Source organism: Bacillus sp. RIT 809, from assembly GCF_016892495.1.
Lineage (GTDB): Bacteria > Bacillota > Bacilli > Bacillales > Bacillaceae_G > Bacillus_A > Bacillus_A cereus_U.
Genome location: NZ_JAFEMR010000002.1, coordinates 345,791 through 371,516 on the forward strand (window position 1 = coordinate 345,791; position 25,726 = coordinate 371,516).

Consider the following 25,726-nt stretch of genomic DNA (forward strand, 5'->3'; position numbering starts at 1 on the left):
AAAAGCTAATTTTAGTTTGTAAATGAAATGGAATGAAGGGATTTATTTTTTTGTTATGAAAAAAATTTTCTTTCTAAAACTTGATTTATGAAAAAATATTTTATATACTAATTCATGTAAACGGTTTACTAGATCGCATTTTGCTAGAAACGAAGGGAAGATTCGCATGGAAACAAGGGGGAGAGTAATCGGGATTGACATCGGTACCACTAGTACGAAGACGGTTGTATTCACTGAAAAGGGAAAAGTCGTTGCTTCACATGCAATTGATTATCCAATCATTCAACCGAACGTCGGATGGGCGGAGCAAGATCCTGATGTAATATGTGCTGCTGTATACAAAACTGTAAGCGTTGCCATCGAGAAGAGTAATGTGTTACCGGAAGATATTTCTTCTATCGGGATTAGTACAGCAATGCATGCCTTAATTGCAGTAGATGAAAACGGTGCGCCGTTAACGCGCTCTATCATTTGGGCAGATAATCGAAGCACAAAACAATCAGAAAAACTTTTACAACAAATGAATGGTCATGACATTTATAGAAGAACTGGTACACCAATTCATCCGATGTCACCACTTTCTAAGTTACTGTGGATGAAAGAAGAAGAATCGGATTTATTCAGAACTGCTCACAAATTTATTTCTATTAAAGAGTATGTCATTTATCAATTGTTCTCACGCTATGTAGTTGATTATTCTATCGCATCTGCTACTGGGTTATTTAATTTAGAAACATTAAACTGGGATGAAGATGTTTTAACTATGTTAAATATGTCACCAGAACAATTATCAACACCTGTACCGACTACATATATTTTATCGGGAATGAAGCCGGAATTAGCACAAAAGATGGGGATTAGTGAGGATACTCCAGTTGTTATTGGTGCAAGTGATGGTGTTCTTGCAAATGTAGGTGTCGGTGCAATATCACCTGGCTCAGCTGCAATTACGATTGGAACAAGTGGAGCAGTTCGAACAATTTCATCAAGTGTTAATACAGATGAAAAAGGAAGAACTTTTTGCTACGCATTAACAGATGAGCACTGGGTAATCGGTGGACCGACGAATAATGGCGGGATTTTATTAAGATGGCTACGTGATGAATTCGGTAGTCCAGAGCAAGAAGTTGCAAGGAAGCTTGGGATTGATCCTTATGATTTATTAATTAAGTATGCAGAAAGTGTACCAGCTGGAGCAGAGGGATTGCTATTTTTACCGTTTTTATCTGGAGAACGTGCACCCTACTGGAATGCAAATGCTCGTGGTACATTCTTCGGTATAAACCTTCAGCATAAACGTGAACATTTCATACGAGCTGTCATGGAAGGAGTTTGTATGAGTGTGTATTCAGTTGCACTTGCCATTCGTGATTGTACGGGGCCACTTTCTGAAATACGTGTTTCAGGAGGCTTTGCAAAGTCTGCATTTTGGAGACAAATGTTATCTGACATGATGGGGAAAGAATTGCTTGTTCCAGAAAGTCATGAAGCATCTGCGCTTGGGGCAGCGGCACTTGCTTTGTATGCAATTGGGAAAATTGATTCGCTTGAAGAGGTGAAGGATTGGATTGATATTGTCCATCACCATGTACCGAATAAAGAAAATACGGCTTTATATTTAGAGATGTTTTATATGTATGAACGACTTTACAATCGTTTGAAAGAAGAATTTGATTGTATAGCTGCTTTCCAACGTAAACAATAGGGGGATTGGGAGAAATGGTAGTTGGGATCATACTTGCGGCTGTTGTCATATTACTTTTACTAATTACGGTAGTAAAATGGCATCCATTTGTCGCGTTAATTTTAACAGCAATCGGTGTAGGGCTAGCAATGGGGATGCCCTTAATTGGAACTTCACCACAACATCCAGGGATTATCGATTCTATTAAATTAGGTCTTGGTAATACGTTAGGATTTTTGGCGATTGTTTTAGCTTTAGGAACAATGCTTGGAAAAATGATGGCTGAGTCTGGCGGTGCTGAACGAATTGCTAACACATTAATTGGACGTTTTGGGAAAAAGCGTGTTCACTGGGCAATGATGTTCGTTGCATTTATAGTAGGGATTCCGGTATTTTTCCAAGTTGGATTTGTACTATTAATTCCGTTAGTATTTACAATTGCGTTAGAAACAGGGGTATCACTTATTACAATCGGTATTCCGCTAGTAGCAGGTCTTTCGGTTGTACACGGACTTGTTCCACCGCATCCAGCAGCTATGGCAGCGGTAGGTATATTTAAAGCAGATGTAGGGAAGACAATTTTATATGCATTAATTGTCGGACTTCCAACTGCAATAATTGCAGGTCCGCTTTACGGGAAATGGATCGGTGCTCGTATACATAAAGAAGTACCATTAGATATAGCGGAGCAATTTATTGAAAGAGATAAGAAGAAGGAACTTCCTAGCTTTGGAAATACATTGTTTACTATTTTACTTCCAGTATTTCTTATGCTAGGTGCATCGATAGCGGAAGTAGCATTAAATAAAACAAGCCAACTTGCACAAGTATTGCACTTTATTGGAGATCCAATAGTCGCATTATTAATTGCAACGATATATTCTTTCTTTAGTCTTGGCTATGCAAAAGGGTTTTCTAAAGACAAAGTCTTACAAGTCACAAATGATTGTTTAGGCCCAATTGCAAACATACTGTTAGTTATCGGTGCAGGTGGCGCCTTTAATAAAGTGTTATTAGATTCTGGAATTGGAACTACAATTGCGGAGATGGCGAAAGAATCACATATTTCACCAATATTATTAGGGTGGGGAATTGCTGCACTTATTCGAATCGCGACTGGCTCTGCTACTGTTTCCATGATGACAGCAGCAGGAATAGTGGCACCGATTGCGGCAAGTACACCAGGAGTGAATGTAGAGTTACTGGCACTTGCAACAGGAGCAGGGTCATTAATATTATCACATGTGAACGATTCTGGATTTTGGATGATTAAAGAGTATTTCGGAATGACTGTGAAAGAAACATTATTAACATGGACTGCAATGGAGACAATACTATCTGTTGTAGCACTTGGACTAATTTCGATATTAAATATATTTGTATAGAATGGGAGATTGATTAATATGAAACTAGGTTTAATTGGATTAGGAAAAATGGGATTCCCGTTAGCTGAACACTTACATGAAGACAAGCATGAAGTAGTTGTATACGATGTAAATAATGAGCTTGTTGAAAAGGCAGGAAAACTAGGGATTACTGCACGTCATACATTAAAAGAAATGATCGCTGAACTAGAAGCACCTCGTACAATTTGGGTAATGGTACCTGCAGGAGAAGTTGTTGAGTCAGTACTAAAAGATGTATATCCATTATTAGAGGAAGGCGATATCGTTATTGAAGGTGGAAATTCATTCTATAAGGATACGTTGCGCCGTGCTGAAGAAGCGAAAAGCTTTGGCTTACATTACGTAGATATCGGTACATCAGGTGGTGTAGAAGGAGCTAGATATGGTGCGTGCTTAATGGTTGGTGGAGAAAAAGAAATCTATGATCAATTAGAACCGTTATTTAAAGACTTAGCAGTAGAAAACGGTTATTCTTATGCAGGCCGCGTTGGAAGTGGTCATTTCTTAAAAATGGTTCATAACGGTATTGAATATGGAATGATGCAAGCAATCGCTGAAGGATTTGAAGTGTTAGATAAAAGTGATTTTGATTTCAATTATGAAGATGTTGCAAAAGTATGGGCAAACGGATCGGTTATCCGTGGTTGGTTAATGGACTTAACTGAAAAGGCATTTGCAGATGATCCGAAACTTGATGGTATTAAAGGTGTAATGAACTCTTCCGGGGAAGGAAAATGGACTGTTGAAACTGCGCTTGAACTACAAGCAGCGGCACCAGTTATCGCAATGTCATTATTTATGCGCTATCGTTCTCAAGAAGATGATACATTCCATGGGAAAGTTGTTTCAGCTCTTCGTAATCAATTCGGTGGACATGAGGTTGTGAAAAATTAGTTTTGTGAAACTCATACGAAAGTATGAGTTCTTTTTTATTTCTCATACTATTTTATGAAAGCTTTTACCTCTTTTTGCTGTATTTTGTATAGAAATTTCTGATAATATAAAGGTAGAATTTGAAAACAAAGGGGAGAAATGATTATGAAACTAGTCGTAATTAATGGTACACCAAGAAAGTTTGGAAGAACTCGCGTGGTGGCAAAATATATTGCAGAGCAATTTGAAGGGGAGTTATACGATTTAGCAGTAGCGGAATTGCCTTTATATAATGGAGAAGAATCACAACGTGAATTAGAGGCAGTAAAAAAATTAAAAGCTTTAGTGAAAGCTGCGGATGGAGTAGTACTATGTACACCAGAATATCATAATGCGATGAGCGGAGCGCTGAAAAATTCGTTAGATTACTTAAGTAGCAGTGAATTCATCCATAAGCCTGTCGCATTATTAGCGGTTGCTGGAGGAGGTAAAGGGGGAATTAACGCATTAAATAGTATGCGCATTGTTGCTAGAGGCGTTTACGCAAACGCAATTCCAAAACAAGTCGTGCTTGATGGATTACATGTGCAAGATGGTGAACTTGGAGAAGATGCAAAACCATTAATTCATGATTTAGTTAAAGAATTAAAAGCATATATGAGCGTATATAAAGAGGTGAAAAAACAATTAGGAGTTGAGTGATATGTCCTCTCTTTATCATGATTCTCGTTTGTATTACATTCTAGGAGCCAATAGTTTATCTGCTATTGGTTCTGGGATTGTTATGATTACGATTCCATGGCTATTGATTAGGGAAAGTGGAGGAGAGACGACATTTGGTTATGTTTCTATCGTTGCAACTCTCATAATGTTTTTATTAACGCCATTTATTGGGCAAAGTATAGATCGTTTTTCAAGAAAATATTTGTTGTTATGTAACGAAGGTATCGGGATAGCGATTATAGGAATGATGGCTATTTGGGGATTTGCTGGGCAATCATATAATTCTATTCATTACATTATTATTTATATAGCGGGTTCTTTCTATTATCTATTATTCTATCCTACAATTTTTGCATTCAACCAAGAAATATTTCAATCTGAGCATTATAAAAGTTTAAGCGGCACGATGGAAATACAAGGACAATTAACGCAAGTTATTTCAGGGGCAGCTGCTAGCTTTTTAATTGAGATCATTTCTTTGAAATGGATCTTGTTAGTAGATATGTTAACTTTTGCAGGAGCATTTTTTCTTTTCTTATGTATACCGTATGTAAAGAAAAAAGAAGTAAAACGGAAAGTAACATTTAAGAAGCAATTGTTCGAAGGTATTCATTTTATGAAAAAACGTCCTAAGTTCTTTTGGTTTTTACTTGCCACTTATATGCCGTTTATCGGTGTTATGATGGCAAATTATTTAATCCCAGTTTATATTTCAGATATACTCAAAGCTAGTGCCTCTGTATACGCGATAGAAGGTATGATGTATGGTGTAGGGGCTGTTATTGCGGGAATAAGTATTCCAATCATGATGAAATATGTCAAAATAGAAGTTTCAATCGTTATGACGATGTTTATTTATGTAATTTCAATTACCGCAATGATTATTGAGCCTTCCATTATGTTATTATATGGACTCGCGATTTTTCATGCGATTGGAAATGCTGGAACGAGAGTGGCGAGAAATGTATTGATGATGGAAGAAATCCCAAATGAATTAATGGGACGTGTGGACAGCTTATTTCGACTAATTGGTACAGGAATTCGAATTGTATTATTAATGTTGTTTACGGCAGGCGTATCTAAAGCCGGGGTAATGATCCCGTTTTACGTACTAAGCTTTATATTGATCCTATCATTAGGGATTGCTTTTTATTATGTAATTTCAAAACGTAAAATGAAAGCGAATGTGTCTAATAAATCAATTGTTTAAAAAATACTTCTGCCTCCTTTTCTTTTTCTATATAATAAAAAGAAAGGGAGTGTTAACTTATTTATGAACAAATGGATATTGCTTATAATCTTATTACTACCTCCGCTATACATCATTTATATGACGTTTCGAATGAATAAAGTTGCTCGTGAAAAATTGAGTAATCACTCTCCATACGTTCTTATATTAGGTGCAAAGTTATTTGGAGATAGGCCTTCTTTATCTCTTCAAAACCGTTTGGATGTGGCGCTAGAATATTTATATTCTCACTCTGAGGTGAAAGTAATTGTTTCAGGTGGTCAAGGGGAAGATGAAGATATACCGGAAGCTCACAGTATGCGAAACTATTTAATGGTACATGGTATAGATGAGAACCGTATTTTAATTGAAGACCGCTCTACAAATACGTATGAAAATTTAAAGTTTAGTATGGATTTATATGATGTAAAGCATGCGGTAGTTGTAAGTAATACGTATCATTTATATCGAACGAAAATAATTGCAAAGCGTTTAGGGATAAAGATGGAAGCACTAGCTGCTGAAACACCGAGTCGTTCTAAGAAAAAAGCGTATGTGCGTGAATATGCTGCAATTATGAAAACGATATTGTTCGACCGTTAGAGCTCAAATGAGAGCTCTTTTTTTGTATAATAAAGCGTATCATTTGAAATGAATTCTATATTCCATCAAAATAAAGGAAACAACATGAAAGGAGTTGTGTCTGTGATTCAATTTAATCATGTGTCAAAAGCGTATGAAGATGGCACAAAAGCAGTGGATTCATTGCATTTAGAAATTAAAAAAGGAGAATTTTTTGTTCTCATTGGTCCGAGTGGTTGCGGGAAAACAACGACAATGAAGATGATTAATCGTTTAATTGAAACGACGGAAGGATCAATTTTAATCGATGGAAAAGATATTCAAGAATATAACATAAACGAACTGCGTTGGAATATAGGGTACGTGTTGCAGCAGATTGCGCTGTTTCCACATATGACAATTGCTGAAAATATTGCAGTTGTCCCTGAAATGAGAAAGTGGAGTAAGGAGAAAATAAAAACGCGTGTTGATGAACTGTTACATATGGTTGGATTAGAACCAGATGTATATCGTGATCGTATGCCAGATGAATTGTCGGGAGGACAGAAGCAGCGCGTTGGTGTCGTTAGGGCATTAGCTGCAAATCCGAAAATCGTTCTTATGGATGAACCATTTAGTGCGTTAGATCCATTAAGCAGGGAACAACTTCAGCAGGATATAGTGCAATTGCAAAAAAAAATTCAAAAAACGATAGTATTTGTAACGCATGATATGCAAGAGGCTTTATCACTTGGTGATCGCATTTGTGTAATGAAAGAAGGGAAAGTTGTTCAATTAGATACACCAGAAGGTATTATACATAATCCGAAAAATGAGTTTGTAGAGGAGTTCATTGGAAATCGTGGACGACCTTGGTATGAGGGGAAGAGTATAGAAGCGGTATTGCCGCTAGACAATCGTATACGAGTAGAAGGGAAGGCTCTATCTTTACATTCGACTTTACAAGAAGCGCTAGTCCGCTTACAAACTGAAGAGTCAGTGCCGGTTGAAGAAAATGGTCAATATGTTGGAGCGTTAACAAGTCGTCATATTGTCAATTACATTGTTGAACAAATGAAGGAGAGAGGCTAAACAGTGATTGATTTTATTCAAACGTTTCAAGAACGAAAAGTAGAATTGCTAAGTGCATTAAGTGAACATTTACAAATATCGCTTATTTCATTATTTTTTGCAGTAATTATTGCGGTGCCTCTTGGCATTCTATTAACGAGAAAAGAACGGATGGCTGAATTTATAATAGGGACTTCTGCTGTTATGCAGACTGTGCCATCACTTGCATTACTTGGACTTTTAATTCCATTAGTAGGAATCGGAAAACTTCCAGCCATTATCGCATTAGTTGTGTATGCACTATTACCTATTTTGCGAAATACTTATACAGGAATACGGGAATTAGATGAATCACTTATAGAAGCGGCGAGAGCTATGGGAATGAATAGCTGGAGAAGATTATGGAAGGTAGAGCTTCCTCTCGCATTGCCAATTATTATGGCTGGTATTCGGACAGCGATGGTATTAATTGTTGGAACGGCTACATTAGCTGCTTTAATAGGCGCTGGTGGACTCGGTAAGCTCATACTACTCGGTATCGATCGGAATGATCATGCGCTTATCATTTTAGGGGCCGTACCAGCTGCGTTACTCGCTTTATTCTTTGATATAGTACTTCGCATGCTTGAGAGGCCCAAACGCTCATATAAGCGCGTTATATTAACGATATGTATAGTTGTCGTAATGATCGCTTCGCCATTTCTTTGGAATACACAAAAGAAAGATATAGTTATCGCTGGAAAACTTGGATCTGAACCAGAAATTTTAATTCAAATGTACAAGCAACTTATTGAACAGGATACAGATTTACAAGTAGAATTAAAACCAGGCCTTGGGAAAACAGCATTTGTATTTGAAGCGTTAAAATCAGGTGAAGTAGATATATACCCAGAATTTTCAGGAACAGCTTTATCTACTTTCGTGAAAGAAGAACCGAAAAGTACAAATCGTGATGAAGTATATGAACAAGCGCGTATGGGAATGGAAAAGAAATATAATATGGTTATGTTAAAGCCAATGGAGTATAACAATACATACGCACTAGCTATGCCGAAAAAAATAGCAGATCAAAATAATATAAATACAATTTCTGATTTAGGAAATATTGCACAGGAAGCTAAGGTAGGATTTACATTAGAATTTGCTGATCGTGAAGATGGTTATAAAGGTATGCAAAAATTATATAACTATAAGTTTTTAAATGTTAAAACGATGGAACCGAAACTACGCTATAGCGCAATTCAATCGGGGGATGTTAACGTAATCGATGCATATTCAACAGATAGTGAACTTGAGCAATATGGACTTAAAGTGCTAAAAGATGATAAAGGACTATTCCCGCCTTATCAAGGAGCGCCATTATTAAGAAAAGAGACGTTACAGAAATATCCTGAGCTTGAAAAAACATTGAATAAATTATCTGGAAAGATTACAGATGAAGAAATGCGAAAAATGAATTACGAAGTAAATGTGAATGGGAAAAGTAGTGAAGAAGTAGCAAAACAATTTTTACAAAAAGAGAATTTACTTCGTTGATTTTACAAGAAATATACAACTTTATATGTTTGAAATAACCGTTTATTACAAAATGAACGGTTTTTTTGTGCATACTTATACATTTTTTCAAAAAAGTATTCCATTTTTCTTCATTTTATTTTAGAATAAGTAATGTTTTCCTGAAAAAATATAAGAGAAACGTCTATTAGAGAAAAGGTGACTTTAATAGTTGAACGAACATAACACCTAGAATGACAGATGGGGTGGTACAAATAGAAAAGAAGTTAGGGTTTTTTCCGTTAATCGCATTAGTAGTTGGAACAATGGTTGGTGGCGGTGTTTTTAGTTTACCGCATGATTTAGCAGTAGGAGCAAATAGTGGTGCAACAATAATTGGTTGGTGTATTACAGCGATGGGAATGATTCCGCTTGCGCTCGTATATCAAACGTTAGCAAGACAAAAACCGGAGCTTGAGGGCGGAATTTATAGTTATGCACGAGCTGGTTTCGGTGAATATATTGGTTTTAACAGTGCGTGGGGGTACTGGCTGGCAGGAATTTTAGGAAATGTCGCAACAATTATGTTACTGTTTAGTACATTAGGTTATTTCTTCCCGATTTTTAAAGGAGGAAATAATGCTGCGTCTATCATTGGTGCCTCTCTTTTATTATGGTCACTTCATTTTCTTATATTATTTGGAATTCGTGAAGCTTCCATTATGAATGTTATCGCAACAATTGGGAAATTGGTTCCGATCTTATTATTTATTGTTGTGATGGTAACGGCGTTTCGCTGGGATACATTTACACATGACTTTTGGGGCGAAGGAACAATCTCAGTTTCCTCTGTACTAGGTCAAGTGAAAAATACAATGCTTGTAACTCTTTGGGTGTTCATTGGGGTTGAAGGAGCAGTTGTATTATCAGGAAGAGCTAAAAATAGCAGAGATGTTGGAAAAGCGACAGTACTTGGGTTAATTTTAGTTATGTCTATTTATATTTTAATTTCTGTTCTGTCAATGGGAGCTATGACGAGAAATGAACTTTCGGTTTTAGAAACTCCTTCAATGGGACATGTATTAGAACATGTTGTTGGACCATGGGGGGCAGTTGCGATTAACATCGGTTTAGTTGCTTCACTTGTAGGGACATTGATTGGTTGGTTTTTACTTGTTTCTGAAATTTCGCATGTAGCAGGAAAAGATGGCGTGTTTCCGAAAATCTTTACGAAAACAAATAAGAAGCAAACGCCGCATATGGCATTATGGATTTCAAATATCGTTGCCCAAATTATATTTATAATCGTTCTGTTTTCAGAATCGACATATCAAATTATGTATTTTATTGCGTCAACATCAATTTTATTACCGTATTTATTATCAGCGCTATTTCAATTGAAATTAGTCATTACGAAAGAGCTGAAAGTTGCGAGAGTAAAAAATGGCTTATTAGCTTTAATTGCTTGTGTATATTCTGTATGGCTCATTTATGCAGCTGGTTTAAAGAATTTATTACTTGTTTCAATTGTATATGGAATCGGGATTATCGTGTACGTTTTTGCAAGAAAAGAAAAAGGGAATCGTTGTTTTGTAGGTATAGAGAGATATGTGATGTGGGCAATTGTTATTGCAGCTATCACATCACTTTATATGTTACTGACAGGAAATATAAAAATGTAAAAGTCCTTTTAATTTAAAGGGCTTTTTTCCTTGTCTAGAGAATATTTAATACATAAGATATTCAGGAGGGATGAAAATGGAAGAAAAAGAACAGTTGTCTAGAATTATGGATTTAGCTAGTGATTTAAGGAAAGTATTAGTACAAGAATCTTTTTTTAATCATCATCCTGAACTTCGAGGCGTGATTGAAAATTTAGCGAGTTCTGTAGAGAATTTGGCGAGTTTGCAGCAAAATAAAGATGAAAATGCCGAAGATCGATTACGGTACGTACTTGCTAAAATGAAAATCGCTCATAATGCCATTTTACAAGAAAAAAAAGCATTTCCTTCTCATTAATATACGTTTTAATTTTGAACCTGACGGATGACGTCAGGTTTTTTATTTCTAGTTTTAGATTGTAGTTCATACACTAAGAATAGTATGAAAAAAAGAAGGTGACTACGTTGAAGTTACATAAAGCTCTTCATCCAAGTTTTATAAAGCGAATGTATTATATGAGGTTTATTGGGAAGTTTGCAAAAGCTGAGGGAGAGAAGAATGGGGAAAATTTCTTTGTACAATGTCTTTCTCCAATACCTTTAACTTTACAAGAGTTATTTCCGACTGGAAAATATTTGTTTGAAGGATTATGCAGTAATAAAAAGAATGAAAAAATCTTTACTGATTTAAAGAAGCGTAAATTAGAAAAGCAACTGGTTATGTTTCGTCTTTATTATGATCGTGGAAATTTATTACTGGAATTAATATGCACAGAAGAGCCTCGGGAAATAGCATCTTCATATAAATTGATTCCTTCACCAAAGGTCTCAAATTATAAAAAGAGAGCGTCTTTGGAACGGAAGTTAGGCAACGGTTACTTATCATTTCTTATGCCTAAATTACCAAAAGACTTTGAGCCTCCAGAATTATTGTGGCATGAAGGAAGGCTATATGGAAATTTATCGTTAAAATCATCAATAAGTTCAATTTCATATTTTGAGCAAAGAAAAGAATGTAAATATATTGAAATAAACGAGTGGATGAAACATGTAGAAATAGCAGTAGATGATCATTTATATTTTGTAAGTGAAAATGTGTATGCCCAACTAAATAAACGAATTGTTGAAGAAGGTAAGTTAGTTGAAGTAGAAGATATTAAAATGCAAAAGGAGGACTGGGAATGGGATGAGCGTGAATCCTCTTTTTTGCAGTATGTACGAAGTATGGTTCGTAATAAAGGGCTATATTTGGATGATACAGATATATATAATTTTCACATTAGTATTAAAACCAATATGTTAACAATTGTTGGTGGTATACCAGGTGTTGGGAAATCACGCTTTGTGCAAGCTTATGCAGAAGCACTTGGGTTACGTTATGGTGAAGAATTAATTTGGATTCCGATTTCACCATCGTATCAAGAACCACATGATATTCTCGGTTACCTTCATCCGAATGGTAATTTTATTGAAAGTGAAACGAAGTTAGTTCGGACATTGTTAAAGGCTAAAGAAAACCCAAATCAGTTGTATATAATTGTATTCGATGAAATGAACATGTCACATATTGAGCATTGGTTTACTCCGTTTCTATCTGTTCTTCAACTTGAAAAGAAAAATCGTATTTTGAGTTTGTATGAGAAAGTACAAGAAATAGAAAATCAAATTCCACCTTCAGTGGAAATTGGTGAGAATATTATTTTCGTAGGCACTGTAAATTTTGATGAAACGACGAAAGAGCTTTCCGATCGATTATTAGATCGAACAAATTTGATTACATTACAAAAAATTCCGTTTTGCGAGATGAGTATAGAACATGAGAAAGTTGTTCAGCAACCCCCGCTGAAAGTAACAACGGGAGAATTTCGACTCAATTGGTTTAGGAATAAAGAGATGATCGAAGTGTTTACTGAAGAGGAATTAGAGTTATTGGATAAGTTACATGATGTATTATCATCACACGATATATCAAAAGGAATTTCTTTCCGATGTGCAAGCGCAATCGCTACGTATTTGCAAAATATACCGTTCCAAAATAATCAATCCTATATGATTAGCAGGGAAGAAGGTTTTGATTTGCAAATAAAGCAACGTGTATTAACGAAATTAAGGGGGACAGAAATGACAGTGGGCTCTCTACTTTCTGAAGAAGCAAAAAGGGGAGCGACATTGATACCACTTTTACAGTCTCCGCTTGCAAATCGTGTATCTACATTTGAACATTCTTTAGCTTATATAAGACAAAAGCGTAGAGAACTGGAGCTGTATGGCTATGCAAAATGAGGAGCGTTATGAAACAGCAATCGTCGATACGAAAGAAACGCTCCCGTTTGTATTGAAGCTAATTATTGGTACTGAGGGGAAAGGCGATTTTATCCTTTTAAACCGGCTTTGTACGTCTACTACAGCATTAGTTCAATGTATTTATAAAGTACAGGAATTAAAACCACTGAAATTGCATTTCCATTATCAAAATCCAATGGATATTACATTCATATGGAATAAAGTATATGAGGGACAAAAGAATATAAAAGAGTCACAATATGAATTAAATGAAAAAAAACAAAGAGTATTAGTGTATGAACATGGAAAAACTGAATTTTTTTATCCGTGGCGCTGTGGCTTATACCATTTTGAAGTGCGTATAGAAGATAGAACTTATTATGGTGCGTTTCAAGTTGTTCCTAAAAACTTTTTTGATGACCAATTTGAAATGATTCAAGATTATGTGAAGTCAATTTTAAACGAGTTAATTTTAGATAGAGGTTATTACAAGAAAACTTTCTCAGCACTTAGCGATATTGAAGATTCTTCTTATTTGGTACTGTTAAGAAAGTTGCCACAAAAAATGAAAAGAATAAAACAAATTTTTAAGAAAGTAGAATCGAATGCGGAATTTGTACACGAATATGAATGGGAAACGAAAGAGCGGAAGACAACGAGAAAAACTGCCATTATGACAGAAAGAAAGCTTTATGCGAAATATTACAACCGTAAATTTAAGGAGAAAAAAAATAGTATTGAAAATGCATTTCTTAAATTTAAAACGATGCAATTCTATTATTATTTACTTGAAGCAGAAAGTTTTGTACGTAAAACTATTGAAATACTAGAAGGAGAAAAGAAGAAAAAGTCAGATGAATTTCAAGCTGTTAAAACAATTATGAAAACGATTGAACGAAATGGATCCGTGACGGATAGGGAAAAACAAAAATATAGAAATTTACATTTACTGAAAGAAGCAGATTTACGGAAAAGTTCTGTGAAAATACAAGAATATAAAATATTAGCTCATATCGTATATGAAAGTGTGCAATACTTTCGAAATTTATTGTATTCTCCATTTTGGAGGGAAGTTTCTGAAACAGCTACCATTAATTCGAACACTTTATCTATACCGCATCAACAATTAATCTACCATTTAGAATTGTTACCGCAACATACAGAGCAACCCCCATCTTTATTATTCGTATATAAACCAACGTTTTTAGTGTATGAGTATTACGCTTTTTTTATCGTTATTTCTATATTAGAACAAATCGGATTTGAAGATAAGAATCCTATCCGTGAACAAATACAAGAACATTTTTATTTAGACGGATTACAAGATGGAACGACAGTGATATTACATCGAGATGATATAAAAGTGCACGTCGCGTTTAATGATTTAATTGAAACACACCCTCTTATCGCACTAAGCAAAGGAAGTAATTTTTATAACGGAGAGGACACAAAGAAGCCGGATATTCGTTTAGATTGTTATGTAAAGGAAGAAGAAAAGTATGTATATAAATCTTCTATTATTATCGAAGTGAAATACAGCCCTATGTACAATATTTTTCAGCCTGTCGGTAATACGAAAGCAACTGAGCAAATGTATAAATACTGGTCCATTAAGTATGTAGAAGAACAGAATGGCAAACGAATTTTTAAGCGAAGAGCGATTTATGAAGTGATTTGTGTATATCCAGGTAGCCATATGCATAGTAAAAAAATTGAATCTGGTTGTGGAGTGTTTTTACAACTATATCCATATAAAACGAAACAAGGAGAAGAGAAGTTGGCTGGGAAGCATGGGATGATTCAAATTTTTGAGAAATGGTTAAAAAGTAATAAAATGTAAAAGGAATCCTTTTTAATGAAGGATTTCTTTAGGTTAAGAAGAATTATATGCCATAAGGAAAGAAGCATAACGTGGGTCGAACTTGAAAGGATAAACATTTTTCATTGGAGCAATTAACTTTCTTTGTATGTATGATTGTATAAGAAAGTAAGAAATGGTACATGCGGGGGAAAAGAGTGTGAAATAGGAATTTAATTCAATTTGCAGAATATAATAAGACATAAATATTTTTAGTTGCATACGAAGATTTGTTCTTATATGATAGTAAGTGAAAGCGTTATCAAAAACGTTATCAAAAACAGAAAGGCGATGGGAAAGGCGGGTAAATATGTTCCAGCGTGTTCAAACAAAGGAAGAACATTTTTGGTTCGAGCAACTGTGGGGAGATTTTTGTGAAGAAAGAAACTTAATGTTTGTAGAACGTAATTTAAATCCATCACGATTTTTATTAATAGAAGATGAACATCATATTGGTACAGTAGAATGTATTAAGTTTACAGTACCTGAACAATCAAATTCTGAGTTTTTCTATCCGTTTTCTAAAAATGATTTAGTGAAAGATTTGAAAAATGTGTATGAAATAGGAAAGTTAAGTATTGCGAAAACGTCTCGGGGGAGAGGACATTTCAAAAGGCTGGCAGCTATTTTATTTATGCATGCGTTAGAGACGAAAGCGGAATGGTATATTGCAGCAGTTACAAAAAGAATGTATATGTATTTACTTACACTCGGTTTTCCAATTGAACCGATAGATAGTCCATTCCAGTTTCATGATACTTTACAAGGTGTACCAGTGCGGATTCATGCTCGAAAAGGGGCTACACATCTGTATTCTTTGAAAGAATTCCGTGATATTATTCAAGGGAATGCTCATGCGCAGGTACTTATTGCAGAATACAGTAAAAATATTATGTTAACAAAATGAAAATATATGAATATGTATAGTATGAAGAAGGGTGTCATATTACAGTCATCTTTCTTCATACGAAAAAGTAGACCCTTATTTTTGTAATAAGGGTCTAAAAGGTTATAGTCCAAATATACTAAAAATCATTTTACGACGCTTCGGTTTCTTTTCTCTTTCATATGTTGGTTTTGCATCAGGAGTAATGTATATTGGTTCTTCTTTTTTTAGGGCAGCTTCTAGTTTTTGAATTCGTTCTAACATTTCCTCCATTTCGCGGCGATGTTGTAAAAGTTGGTATGTAACGACATCATTTGCTTTATCTTGCATTTGTTCTTCCATTCGATCTAGTCTTCTTGTAATTGTGGTTAATTGAGCTGTTAATTGTTTAAAATCATTCGATGATGTATTTTGAACAATTGTGTTTACTTGAGTTTTTAATTTTTCTACATCATTTGAAGATGTTTTTTGAGTAGTTTGAGAGTTTTGAGGTTGGTCCATTTGAGAACGATGGTATTCTAACATTAAATCTAAATCACCTTGTGTAAAAATAAAATGCCCATATTTATTTTTTTTTATCGTAAGATTTAATTGTTGTGCAATCCGGACAACAGCCTTTGGGCTAACACCTAATTTCTTTGCGATAAATGGTGTTTTATATTCCAAAATAATCCCTCCTATATATATCCTGTTGAATGATTTCTAGTTATGTAGCAAGTTCCCTTCAGGTGTGACAAAAGAAGTGTGGAATCGGCAAAGAAAGTGTTTTTTCACGAAGTTCAGCTGTTTAGCACATACGATGTATATAAATCATTTTCAGTTATCGGAAAATTGGGCTTATTATAGTTTGACGATAATAAGCTAATTAGATTATCATAATTATAAATATCTTTTTTATGTATGCATATAATATATAAAAAGGTGGTTACTAATGTAGAATTTTATTAGAGTATAAGAATGCTTACTTCACTTGAATAAATTTAAGTAGGAGGTGGCTTCCTTGCTTACACTGTAAGTAAGGAAAAGTATTTGGACATATATAGTATAAGTATAGTGATTGTTTTAATTGCCTTAACGGCATTTTTCGTTGCAGCAGAATTTGCAATTGTTAAAGTGAGGAGTTCACGAATTGACTATTTAATTGCAGAAGGAAATAATCGTGCACTATCTGTCAAAACAATCATTACAAACTTAGACGAATATTTATCAGCTTGTCAATTAGGAATAACTGTTACAGCTCTTGGGATTGGGTGGTCTGGTAAACCTGCGCTAAAGCACATGTTTGATGTGTTGTTTGCAAATTGGAACGTCCCTACTCAACTCGCAGACATTTTCGCTATAATTTTGGTATTTTTGTTTATCACATTTTTCCATGTGGTAGTAGGAGAGTTAGCTCCAAAAACATTTGCGATTCAAAAAGCAGAACAAGTGAGTTTCTTTGTTGCTAAGCCACTCATTTTGTTTTATCGGATTGCATTCCCATTCATTTGGATTTTAAATGGATCAGCTCGGTTAATTACAAAGTTTTTTGGGTTGAAACCACCAAAAGGGCATGATGAAGTGCATTCAGAAGAAGAATTGCGGTTGTTAGTTTCAGAAAGTTATAAAAATGGTGAGATTAATCAATCTGAATATAAGTATGTGAATAAAATATTTGAATTTGATGATCGTATTGCGAAAGAAATAATGGTACCACGAACAGAGATGAATATTTTAAATAAAGAAATGCCTGCTGAAGAGGCTTTACAAAAAATGTCTCATGAAAAATATACGAGGTATCCGGTTGTTGATGGTGATAAGGACCATGTAATAGGCTTTGTGAATTTTAAAGATATATTTACAGATTTTGTGAAGCATCGAGTTGTTAGTGAAAAGACAGTGGAGCAATATATTAGGCCAATTATTTTAGTTATTGAATCTATCCCAATTCATGATCTATTTTTAAAAATGCAAAGAGAAAGGACACATATCGCTATATTAATTGATGAATATGGTGGTACATCAGGTCTTGTAACCGTTGAAGATATTTTAGAAGAAATTGTAGGGGATATTCAAGATGAGTTCGATACTGATGAACAACCGGAGATCCAACAAGTTAGTGAGACGAAAACGATTTTTGAGGGGAAAGTACTTGTTAGTGAAGTGAACGCATTATTAGGTTTGACTATTGATGACGATGATGTCGATACGATTGGCGGTTGGATTCTAACAAAAAATATTGAGATTTCCGAAGGCGATACCATTAAAATTGAAAATTATAAATTTTGTGTGAAAAAATTAGATGGACACTATATTAAGAGGTTAGAAGTAACGAAACCTTCAGAATCGATTGTTATTGTTGGAGATGAAAAAAAGATTTCGCTCCAAGAACAAATTAGTTCGTAAACTCTGCTTTGTAGCAGAGTTTTTTTGAGCAAAATGTTTTTTGATGTATTAGGGCTATGATACAATTACATAAGTCAGACCTTTCACCAGGTGAAATAAATGCAATGCATTATTGTATACATATATTCGGAAGGAGAACCAATATGAAAAAGCATTTATATATAAATGGGGTATGGAAATCAGTAGGAACGTATAAACCATTGTATGCACCATATTCTGAAGAAACATTAGCGGAGATTGCGCAAGGTACAGAAGATGACGTTAAGGAAGCAGTAGTTGCGGCTAAAAATGCAATGAAAGAAATGAAAAAATTATCTGCATACGACCGTGCAACTATTTTAGAAAAGGTTGCACAAAAAATGGATGAGAGAAGAGAAGAGTTTGCAGAGATTATCGCAAAAGAAGCTGCAAAACCAATTCGTGCTGCACGGGGAGAAGTAGATCGCACTGTTCAAACATATAAGTTTGCAGCTGAAGAAGCGAAGCGAATATATGGTGAGACGTTACCATTAGATGCTGCGCCAGGAGCAGAGGGTCGTATAGCGTATACAATTCGACAACCAATCGGGGTTATTGGTGCTATTACACCGTTTAATTTTCCACTTAATTTAGTAGCACATAAAGTGGGTCCAGCAATTGCGGCTGGAAATACTATTGTGCTAAAGCCAGCAGACCAAACGCCACTTTCGTCGTATGCATTGGTAGAATTATTTGAAGAAGCTGGTTTACCAAAGGGAGCTTTCAATATAATTTCTGGACCTGGATCTGTTGTAGGTGAGGCATTAGTAAAAGATGAGAACGTTGCTAGTATTACTTTTACAGGAAGTCCGAAAGTAGGTATTGGAATTAAGGAAAAATCTGGATTGAAACGAGTGACGTTAGAATTAGGATCGAACGCTGCTGTAATTATTGATGAAGATGTTGAATTGACAGACGAAATAATTGAACGTGTAAAATGGGGCGCGTTTGTGAATAATGGACAAGTTTGTATTTCAGTACAACGTGTTTTTGTGCATGAATGCAAAATGGAGGAGTTTATTACAAAATTAACGAAAGCAATGGAAAACGTTGTAGTAGGAGACCCGCTTCATGAAGAAACAGATGTATCGGCACTTATTTCAAAAAACGATGTAGAACGTATAAATTCATGGGTGGAAGAGGCAGTTAAGGAAGGAGCAAATGTTGTATACGGTGGTAACAAACGTGATGCAAGGATTTTTGAGCCAACTGTATTAACAAATGTTCCAGAGTATGTATCTGTTCAGTGCCAAGAAGTATTCGGTCCACTTATGACTGTAAATACATTTAAAGAATTTGATGAGGCTTTAGAACAAGTAAATAATTCACGTTATGGATTACAAGCAGGTGTATTTACAAACAATCTATGTAAAGCAATGCGTGCAATTGATGAATTAGAAGTCGGTGGTGTCATGATTAATGATATTCCAACGTTCAGGGTAGATCATATGCCTTATGGTGGTGTAAAAGAGAGTGGCACAGGCCGTGAAGGGATTAAATATGCAATAGAAGAAATGACAGAAATGAAATTAATATGTATTAAAAAATAAAAAGTACACTTTTTTAATCAAGTGTACTTTTTATTTTACTTCATTTCTTGTTTGAAAATATCATCTTCGGCATAAATGTGTTCTTTATCTACAGCAGTGCTATGAGATAGTACTAAACCGATTGGTGTTTCTGTGCCTTTATTTTGAACAATTGTAAAAGGAACATTTTTTTCATTTGCTAATTTAATGTATTTTGATAAATGTGGGTAAGCAATGCTACCATTTAGGAATAGTTGTAATGATTGAGAAGAACGCATGCTACCTGTTACTTCTGTATACACATTACTTTGCATTACTTGACCGATGGTTAAAGCGATTTCTACACGCTCACGTAATGTAGTTAAGTACATATTACGTTCTTCTGGTTTGTTTTGCTTTTGGCCATATATGCCTTCTTGGAGATAGTCTTCCACATTTTTATTTACCATATTTTTCACACCTTTCACTTCTTATTGTACGCAAGAATTAAAAAGGATGCAAAAAAAGTAGTTTTGAACAGGAAAATAATTTAAAAAATGAGAAGGGAAAAGGGATATATGAATACAACTTATTTAAATAAGAAAGGAAAAATAAATTTTATCAACAGAAATTAACAAAATGTGACAAAAATCTATTAACGAAATGTATTTTTTGTGTTAATATTCAAAATATAAAGGGTATTCGTCGTATGGAAATGGAGGGAATGGAGGTTTTTCCAATCGATAAGGATATTAAAGAAGTATTTTGTTCGCACTTGAAAAACAACAGGCACCAATTCGTAGAGAACTGGAAAAACAAAATGATAATTTCCGAAAAAGATCCATTTAAACAAGAAGTTGTTCAAAATGGAGAAAATTTATTAGAGTTAATTATCGAACTTATTATGGAAGATAAAGACATTAATTATCTTCAGCCATTATGTGAGAAAATGGCTATTGAGCGTGCAGGTGCAGATGCGAATATTGGAGATTTTGTTTACAATGCAAATGTGGGAAGAAATGAACTTTTTGAAGCAATGTGCGAATTGGATGTAAGCGCCCGTGAATTGAAACCGATTATGGCCAAAATACATACTTGTTTTGACAAATTAATTTATTATACCGTTTTAAAATACTCAGAAATTATATCGAGGAATTTAGAAGAAAAACAGCAATATATAAATGAAACACATAAAGAAAGGCTTACGATTCTAGGGCAAATGTCGGCTAGTTTTGTGCATGAATTTCGTAATCCGCTAACTTCGATTATGGGATTTGTCAAGCTATTGAAGACAGACCATCCTCATCTATCGTATTTAGATATTATTTCACATGAATTAGATCAATTGAATTTTAGGATTTCGCAATTTTTACTTGTATCGAAAAAAGAAATGTGGAATGAATCGGAACGTTTTTGGCTAAATGACTTATTTCAAGATACTATACAATTCTTATATCCAAGTTTAGTTAATGCAAATGTTTTGATTGAAAAGAATTTGCCGTATCCTATTCCACTCGTTGGTTACCGGAGTGAAGTGAGGCAAGTAGTTTTAAATATTTTAATGAATTCGATTGATGCTCTTGAATCGGTGAAAGAAGAGCGGAAAATTATCATTGATGTATTTGAAGAGGATCAGGCTGTGCGCATTGTTATAAAAAATAATGGACCTATGATTCCAGCAGAAAATGTAGAGACTATTTTTGAGCCATTTGTAACTACTAAAAAGCTAGGAACTGGTATCGGATTATTTGTATGTAAACAAATTGTAGAAAAACATAATGGATCCATATTGTGCCGTTCGAATAACGATTGGACAGAATTTCAAATTACGTTTCACAAGTAAACAGTCTACACCATACGAATGGTGTAGACTGTTTTAATTTGTAAGTATAACGGTCTCTAATTTTGGATCCTCAGTTGAATAACCTACCATTGAAATTGTGTAAATTGTATTTGGTTCAACGTTGAATTTCGGAATGGTTAATAGTACTTTTTTTGTATCCGCAAGTGAAACTTCAATATCTGCTGTACCAGGGCTAACCTGTAAAAAATCTGTTATTTGTTTAAAGAGTACATTTTCAAATAAATGATCCCCATCTTTTAAATTTACATTTACTACTGGAGTGTCTGGTGAAAAATGTGCAAACCGTATTTTTGCTTGACCAGATGGTAAATGAGTATTATCAAGAATAGGTTGTAATTGGAGATGATTATCGCTATTGACTGCTGCAAGGGTATAAGCGTGATTCCCCATTATTGGTACTAATGCTGAGAATATTGGAGTTTCGTTTCCGACAGGGACAATATCAATACGGTATTTACCTTGTACTAATGATAAATAAGGACTGAATTGTTTAAAAGAAATATTTTTAATAACCTTTTGTCCGTTTATTATAATATCAACTGCTGGTGTATGGGGAGCTGTGTGAAAAATTCTCATATGCGACGGTAAAGTTGCTTCTTGTGAATCTCTCTTTTCATATGCTTGTACAAGTTTTGTAATTGCATCATGGTATTTCATATAGAGTTCTACATATCTTTTAGGATTGCTATATTGATAGTAACGAGCGAGCTGTTCGTAACGTGCAGCTTCTTGTCCATACTTTTCAATTTCGGATTGAGTCATGAACATTCCTCCTTTATCATCATTACAAATATATGCGAAGCTAGAAAGAGGTTATGCAAAAAACTTACCTTTCTAGAAGGAAAAGTTAAAATGGGGATTTTTTTATTTATAGGCAAACACACATACAAATCGATAATTGTCCTACATAAATTATAAAGGAAAGGTAGTTTGACTTTTATGGAAGGAGTGGAACCCTAGGGATGGGGATATCCCAATAGTTATTGGGAATGAAGTTATGGAGGATTTGGTGCAATAGGCTGTGGGACGAATTATGGATTTGCATTATGAGTATTTCTATTAATTTTAGTGATGCGTTGGATAAGGTAATACCGATAAAAGAGCGTCGTGCCGAACTGATTAATATGGTTAATCGGTTCTTTTTTTATTGTTCTAAACAGGTGATACTATTTATTAAGTAATAGTTACAATAAATATGGCGAAGTAAAATGTCGAATTTTGTTTGAAAATATGCAATATAAAGTAGGATAATAGGAAGGAGAATAACGGGAGTTCCGTCGAAGTTTACACAATGTCAGCAATTGAGGGGGAGCTGATATTATGTTAAAAAAACATTCAATTTGTTGTTATCTTAAATCAGAGAGGGGGATTTAAGCATACAGGTAAGGGTTGGTCTTCATTTTAAGTTCTGAATTTTCTGTTTTTAAAATAATGTTTAGCACTCATTTGTATATTTTATAATAGTTTTTTGATAAATTCACTGCTTTCGCAGAGGGTTCTTTTTTATGAAAGAAACGTCAATTTTCTTCATATATATATACAAATTGGAGAAATGGGGGAGCGCTATGCGCGATTACTTAATTAAACCACTTGTTGGTCAGCCGTATCCAATGATTTCACATGGAAAAGGTGTTTATTTATATGATCAAAACGGAAATAAATATTTTGATGGTTCGTCAGGAGCGATTACGGCAGGTATTGGACATGGCGTAACAGAGATTGCGGAAGTTATTAAAAAACAGGCAGAGGAGATTGCATTCGTTTATAGATCACAGTTTACGAGTGAACCGGCTGAAAAATTAGCGAAGAAGTTGAGTGATTTAAGTGTAGGAGATTTGAACTGGAGCTTTTTTGTGAATAGTGGTACGGAAGCAAATGAAACAGCTATGAAAATTGCAATTCAGCATTTTCAGGAGCGTGGCATTCAAGGGAAACACAAAATTTTGTCGCGCTGGATGAGCTATCATGGTATTACGATGGGAGCTTTATCTATGTCGGGGCATCCGTTACGTAGACAACGTTTCGTATCAATTTTGGAAGATTATCCGACTATTCCAGCTCCATATTGTTTCAGATGTCCGATGCAGAAGGTATATCCAACATGTCAGCTTGCTTGTGCGACTGAACTAGAAAGAGCGATTGAACGAATTGGTGCAGAACATATTGCAGCTTTTATTGCTGAACCGATTATCGGAGCTGCTGGAGGCGCGGTTGTCCCACCGAAAGAATACTATAAAGTAATTAAAGATATTTGTAGTCATTACGATATATTATTTATTGCGGATGAAGTAATGACGGGACTTGGTCGTACTGGTGCATGGTTTGCTATGGAGCACTGGGGTGTAGAACCGGATATTATGACGCTTGGTAAGGGGCTAGGAGCGGGTTATACACCAATGGCAGCGACAATTGTAAGTGACCGTGTTATGGAGCCGATTTTACATGGATCACGTTCTGTAATGAGCGGGCATACGCTTAGCGCAAATCCATTGTCTGCAGCAACGGCTTTAGCTGTTATTGAATATATGGAGAAACATAATTTACCTGAAAAAACAGCAGAAAAGGGAGAGTATTTATTAAAAGGTTTGCAGAAAGTTCAGCAACAATCTACAATCATTGCCGATGTGCGTGGAAAAGGATTGCTAATTGGAATAGAATTGCAACCGTTTACAAAAGCGTCGGAGCTTATTTCAGTTGCTGCTAAAAATGGACTGCTCTTATACCAAGCTGTTTCAGGGCAAGCAGGAAAAGAGGATAGTGCACTGCTTGTTGCACCACCAATGACAACTACATATTCTGAGTTAGATGAATTACTTTCAATTTTTGTACAGAGCGTGGAAGAGATGATGCAAAAAGGAGGGCATAGTATCGCATGACAACCATTACAAATACATTCGGTAAATTAAAAGAAATAGAGGAAGTAATTTCTTTGTTCCATGATGATATGACATTAATGTTTGGGGGATTTGGAGGAATCGGATCCCCTCCATCTTTAATTCAAGCTGTTTTAGATAAAGGTATTACAAATTTAAATTTAATAGGAAATGATACTGGATTTCCTGATGTAGGAATCGGTCGTCTTGTTACGAATGAAAGGGTTAAATCTTTAGTTACTTCTCATATTGGTTCAAATCCAAATGCGGGAAGACAATTAAATGAAGGAAGATTGCAAATTGAATTCTCTCCGCAAGGAACACTCGCAGAGCGTATTCGCGCTGGTGGTGTAGGGCTTGGTGGTATTTTAGTTGATGTTGGTGTTGATACGATTGTAGAAGAAGGAAAGCGTACAGTTGAAATGAATGGAAAGATATATTTAGTTGAAACAGCTTTAACGGCTGAAGTCGCAATTGTATACGCGAAAAAGGCGGATCCGTTTGGCAATCTTGTATTTGATAAAAGCGCTCGTAATATGAATCCACACGTAGCTATGGCTGGTGACATAACGATTGTAGAAGCAGAAGAAATTGTTCCACTTGGAAGTTTAGATCCAGAAGAAATTGTCGTCCCAGGTGTATTTGTAAATTATATCGTGCCATCGGAAGGAGTGAATTGGAAATGGGTATGGGCATAGAAGTAAGAGATAAGATTGCAAGACGTGCAGCGAAAGAAATTCAAAATGGTATGCTTGTAAATTTAGGTATTGGGATTCCATCGCTTGTACCGAATCATTTGCCAGAAGATATGAATGTTATGTTTCATGCGGAAAACGGTATTGTTGGTATGGGACCAACGCCAAGTAAAGGGAATGAAGATGAGAATTTATGTAACGCAGCCGGTTTACCAACATCTCTCATTACAGGAGCAAGTTATTTTGATAGCTGCATGGCATTTGGCATGATTCGAAAAGGATTACTTGATGTTACGATACTTGGTTCGTTACAAGTAAGTGAAAATGGTGATTTAGCGAACTGGATTGTACCAGGAAAACGTGTTCCAGGTATTGGAGGAGCGATGGATTTAGCGCAAAAAGCGAAGCGGGTCGTTGTTGTGATGAATCATGTTGATAAATACGGAAATGCAAAGATTGTTTCGGAATGTACATTGCCATTAACCTCGAAAAAATGTGTAGATTTAATTATTACAGACATGGCTGTCATGGAAGTGACTCCAAGAGGACTTGTCTTACAAGAATTAATGAGTCCGTACACTGTAGAAGATGTAAAACGACATACGACAGCTGATTTTCATATAAGCTCAAATTTACTAGTAATTGAATGAGGGGA

General features: G+C 35.1%; 22 protein-coding genes. 19 read left to right on the top strand and 3 right to left on the bottom strand.

Annotated elements, in window-relative coordinates; genetic code table 11:
* Positions 1-166: 166 nt before the first annotated feature.
* The 13 genes from gntK to JTF23_RS04130 all read left to right on the top strand — a co-directional run bounded on the left by gntK (position 167) and on the right by JTF23_RS04130 (position 15,749).
* Positions 167-1,705, top strand: a complete 1,539-nt coding sequence (gntK, locus tag JTF23_RS04070) for a gluconokinase (RefSeq protein WP_016104748.1) — start codon at positions 167-169, stop codon at positions 1,703-1,705.
* A 14-nt stretch (positions 1,706-1,719) separates the two neighbouring features.
* Positions 1,720-3,069: a GntP family permease gene (locus tag JTF23_RS04075; protein WP_204208167.1), complete on the top strand. Its 1,350-nt coding sequence runs from the start codon at positions 1,720-1,722 to the stop codon at positions 3,067-3,069.
* Between the two features lie 18 nt (positions 3,070-3,087).
* Entirely contained in the window at positions 3,088-3,984 is an 897-nt protein-coding gene (gene gnd, locus JTF23_RS04080) for a phosphogluconate dehydrogenase (NAD(+)-dependent, decarboxylating) (protein ID WP_002119040.1), read from the top strand.
* A gap of 144 nt (positions 3,985-4,128) precedes the next feature.
* Positions 4,129-4,665, top strand: a complete 537-nt coding sequence (locus JTF23_RS04085; RefSeq protein ID WP_000780366.1) for an NADPH-dependent FMN reductase — start codon at positions 4,129-4,131, stop codon at positions 4,663-4,665.
* Position 4,666: 1 nt separating this feature from the next.
* The gene (locus tag JTF23_RS04090) at positions 4,667-5,896 is read left to right on the top strand and encodes an MFS transporter (RefSeq protein ID WP_002200621.1); all 1,230 of its coding nucleotides are present in this window, start codon (positions 4,667-4,669) and stop codon (positions 5,894-5,896) included.
* 63 nt (positions 5,897-5,959) lie between these two features.
* On the top strand, positions 5,960-6,517 hold the full coding sequence (locus tag JTF23_RS04095; protein ID WP_002119043.1) for a YdcF family protein: 558 nt from the start codon (positions 5,960-5,962) through the stop codon (positions 6,515-6,517).
* A 102-nt stretch (positions 6,518-6,619) separates the two neighbouring features.
* The gene (locus JTF23_RS04100; RefSeq protein WP_033711815.1) at positions 6,620-7,567 is read left to right on the top strand and encodes an ABC transporter ATP-binding protein; all 948 of its coding nucleotides are present in this window, start codon (positions 6,620-6,622) and stop codon (positions 7,565-7,567) included.
* A 3-nt stretch (positions 7,568-7,570) separates the two neighbouring features.
* Positions 7,571-9,082 (top strand): ABC transporter permease/substrate-binding protein, encoded by a 1,512-nt coding sequence (locus JTF23_RS04105; RefSeq protein ID WP_204208168.1) that lies wholly within the window; start codon positions 7,571-7,573, stop codon positions 9,080-9,082.
* Between the two features lie 212 nt (positions 9,083-9,294).
* Positions 9,295-10,722, top strand: coding sequence for a basic amino acid/polyamine antiporter (locus JTF23_RS04110; RefSeq protein WP_204208169.1), 1,428 nt, complete (start codon positions 9,295-9,297; stop codon positions 10,720-10,722).
* Positions 10,723-10,798: 76 nt separating this feature from the next.
* Positions 10,799-11,059 (top strand): hypothetical protein, encoded by a 261-nt coding sequence (locus tag JTF23_RS04115; RefSeq protein ID WP_002085825.1) that lies wholly within the window; start codon positions 10,799-10,801, stop codon positions 11,057-11,059.
* A 107-nt stretch (positions 11,060-11,166) separates the two neighbouring features.
* Positions 11,167-12,984, top strand: a complete 1,818-nt coding sequence (locus JTF23_RS04120) for an AAA family ATPase (RefSeq protein WP_016104752.1) — start codon at positions 11,167-11,169, stop codon at positions 12,982-12,984.
* Positions 12,974-14,824 carry a hypothetical protein gene (locus JTF23_RS04125; RefSeq protein WP_016104753.1) on the top strand — a complete coding sequence of 617 codons (1,851 nt, stop codon included), beginning with the start codon at positions 12,974-12,976 and terminating at the stop codon, positions 14,822-14,824. Before JTF23_RS04120 ends, JTF23_RS04125 begins: the two co-directional genes overlap by 11 nt.
* Positions 14,825-15,152: 328 nt before the next feature.
* Positions 15,153-15,749 (top strand): hypothetical protein, encoded by a 597-nt coding sequence (locus JTF23_RS04130; protein ID WP_002157977.1) that lies wholly within the window; start codon positions 15,153-15,155, stop codon positions 15,747-15,749.
* 102 nt (positions 15,750-15,851) lie between these two features.
* On the opposite strand, the gene racA is transcribed toward JTF23_RS04130, so the two are convergent.
* On the bottom strand, positions 15,852-16,394 hold the full coding sequence (racA, locus tag JTF23_RS04135) for a chromosome-anchoring protein RacA (RefSeq protein ID WP_002157976.1): 543 nt from the start codon (positions 16,392-16,394) through the stop codon (positions 15,852-15,854).
* 363 nt (positions 16,395-16,757) lie between these two features.
* Here racA and JTF23_RS04140 point away from each other — a divergent pair, with 363 nt between their 5' ends.
* Both JTF23_RS04140 and JTF23_RS04145 read left to right on the top strand, forming a co-directional pair.
* Positions 16,758-18,113 (top strand): hemolysin family protein, encoded by a 1,356-nt coding sequence (locus JTF23_RS04140; protein ID WP_204208170.1) that lies wholly within the window; start codon positions 16,758-16,760, stop codon positions 18,111-18,113.
* 143 nt (positions 18,114-18,256) lie between these two features.
* A complete protein-coding gene (locus JTF23_RS04145; protein WP_204208171.1) occupies positions 18,257-19,681 on the top strand; it encodes an aldehyde dehydrogenase family protein in 1,425 nt (474 codons plus the stop codon).
* Between the two features lie 35 nt (positions 19,682-19,716).
* Here the strand turns inward: JTF23_RS04145 and JTF23_RS04150 are convergent, their stop codons facing one another.
* Complete coding sequence (locus tag JTF23_RS04150; RefSeq protein WP_002157973.1) at positions 19,717-20,109, bottom strand: YueI family protein; 393 nt, start codon at positions 20,107-20,109, stop codon at positions 19,717-19,719.
* 239 nt (positions 20,110-20,348) lie between these two features.
* Between JTF23_RS04150 and JTF23_RS04155 the strand changes: the two genes are divergently transcribed.
* Positions 20,349-21,482: a BA2291 family sporulation histidine kinase gene (locus JTF23_RS04155; RefSeq protein WP_324287228.1), complete on the top strand. Its 1,134-nt coding sequence runs from the start codon at positions 20,349-20,351 to the stop codon at positions 21,480-21,482.
* Between the two features lie 33 nt (positions 21,483-21,515).
* Here JTF23_RS04155 and JTF23_RS04160 read toward each other — a convergent pair whose 3' ends face one another.
* Positions 21,516-22,265: a DUF4397 domain-containing protein gene (locus JTF23_RS04160; RefSeq protein ID WP_002148186.1), complete on the bottom strand. Its 750-nt coding sequence runs from the start codon at positions 22,263-22,265 to the stop codon at positions 21,516-21,518.
* 803 nt (positions 22,266-23,068) lie between these two features.
* On the opposite strand from JTF23_RS04160, the gene JTF23_RS04165 reads away from it, so the two are divergent.
* From JTF23_RS04165 to JTF23_RS04175, 3 genes are read left to right on the top strand one after another with little or no spacing between them, the layout of a single operon-like run.
* On the top strand, positions 23,069-24,379 hold the full coding sequence (locus tag JTF23_RS04165) for an aspartate aminotransferase family protein (protein ID WP_002148184.1): 1,311 nt from the start codon (positions 23,069-23,071) through the stop codon (positions 24,377-24,379).
* Entirely contained in the window at positions 24,376-25,074 is a 699-nt protein-coding gene (gene atoD / locus JTF23_RS04170) for an acetate CoA-transferase subunit alpha (protein WP_002202119.1), read from the top strand. The genes JTF23_RS04165 and atoD overlap by 4 nt, the downstream gene beginning before the upstream one ends.
* On the top strand, positions 25,059-25,721 hold the full coding sequence (locus tag JTF23_RS04175; protein WP_204208172.1) for a CoA transferase subunit B: 663 nt from the start codon (positions 25,059-25,061) through the stop codon (positions 25,719-25,721). Before atoD ends, JTF23_RS04175 begins: the two co-directional genes overlap by 16 nt.
* Positions 25,722-25,726: the final 5 nt, after the last annotated feature.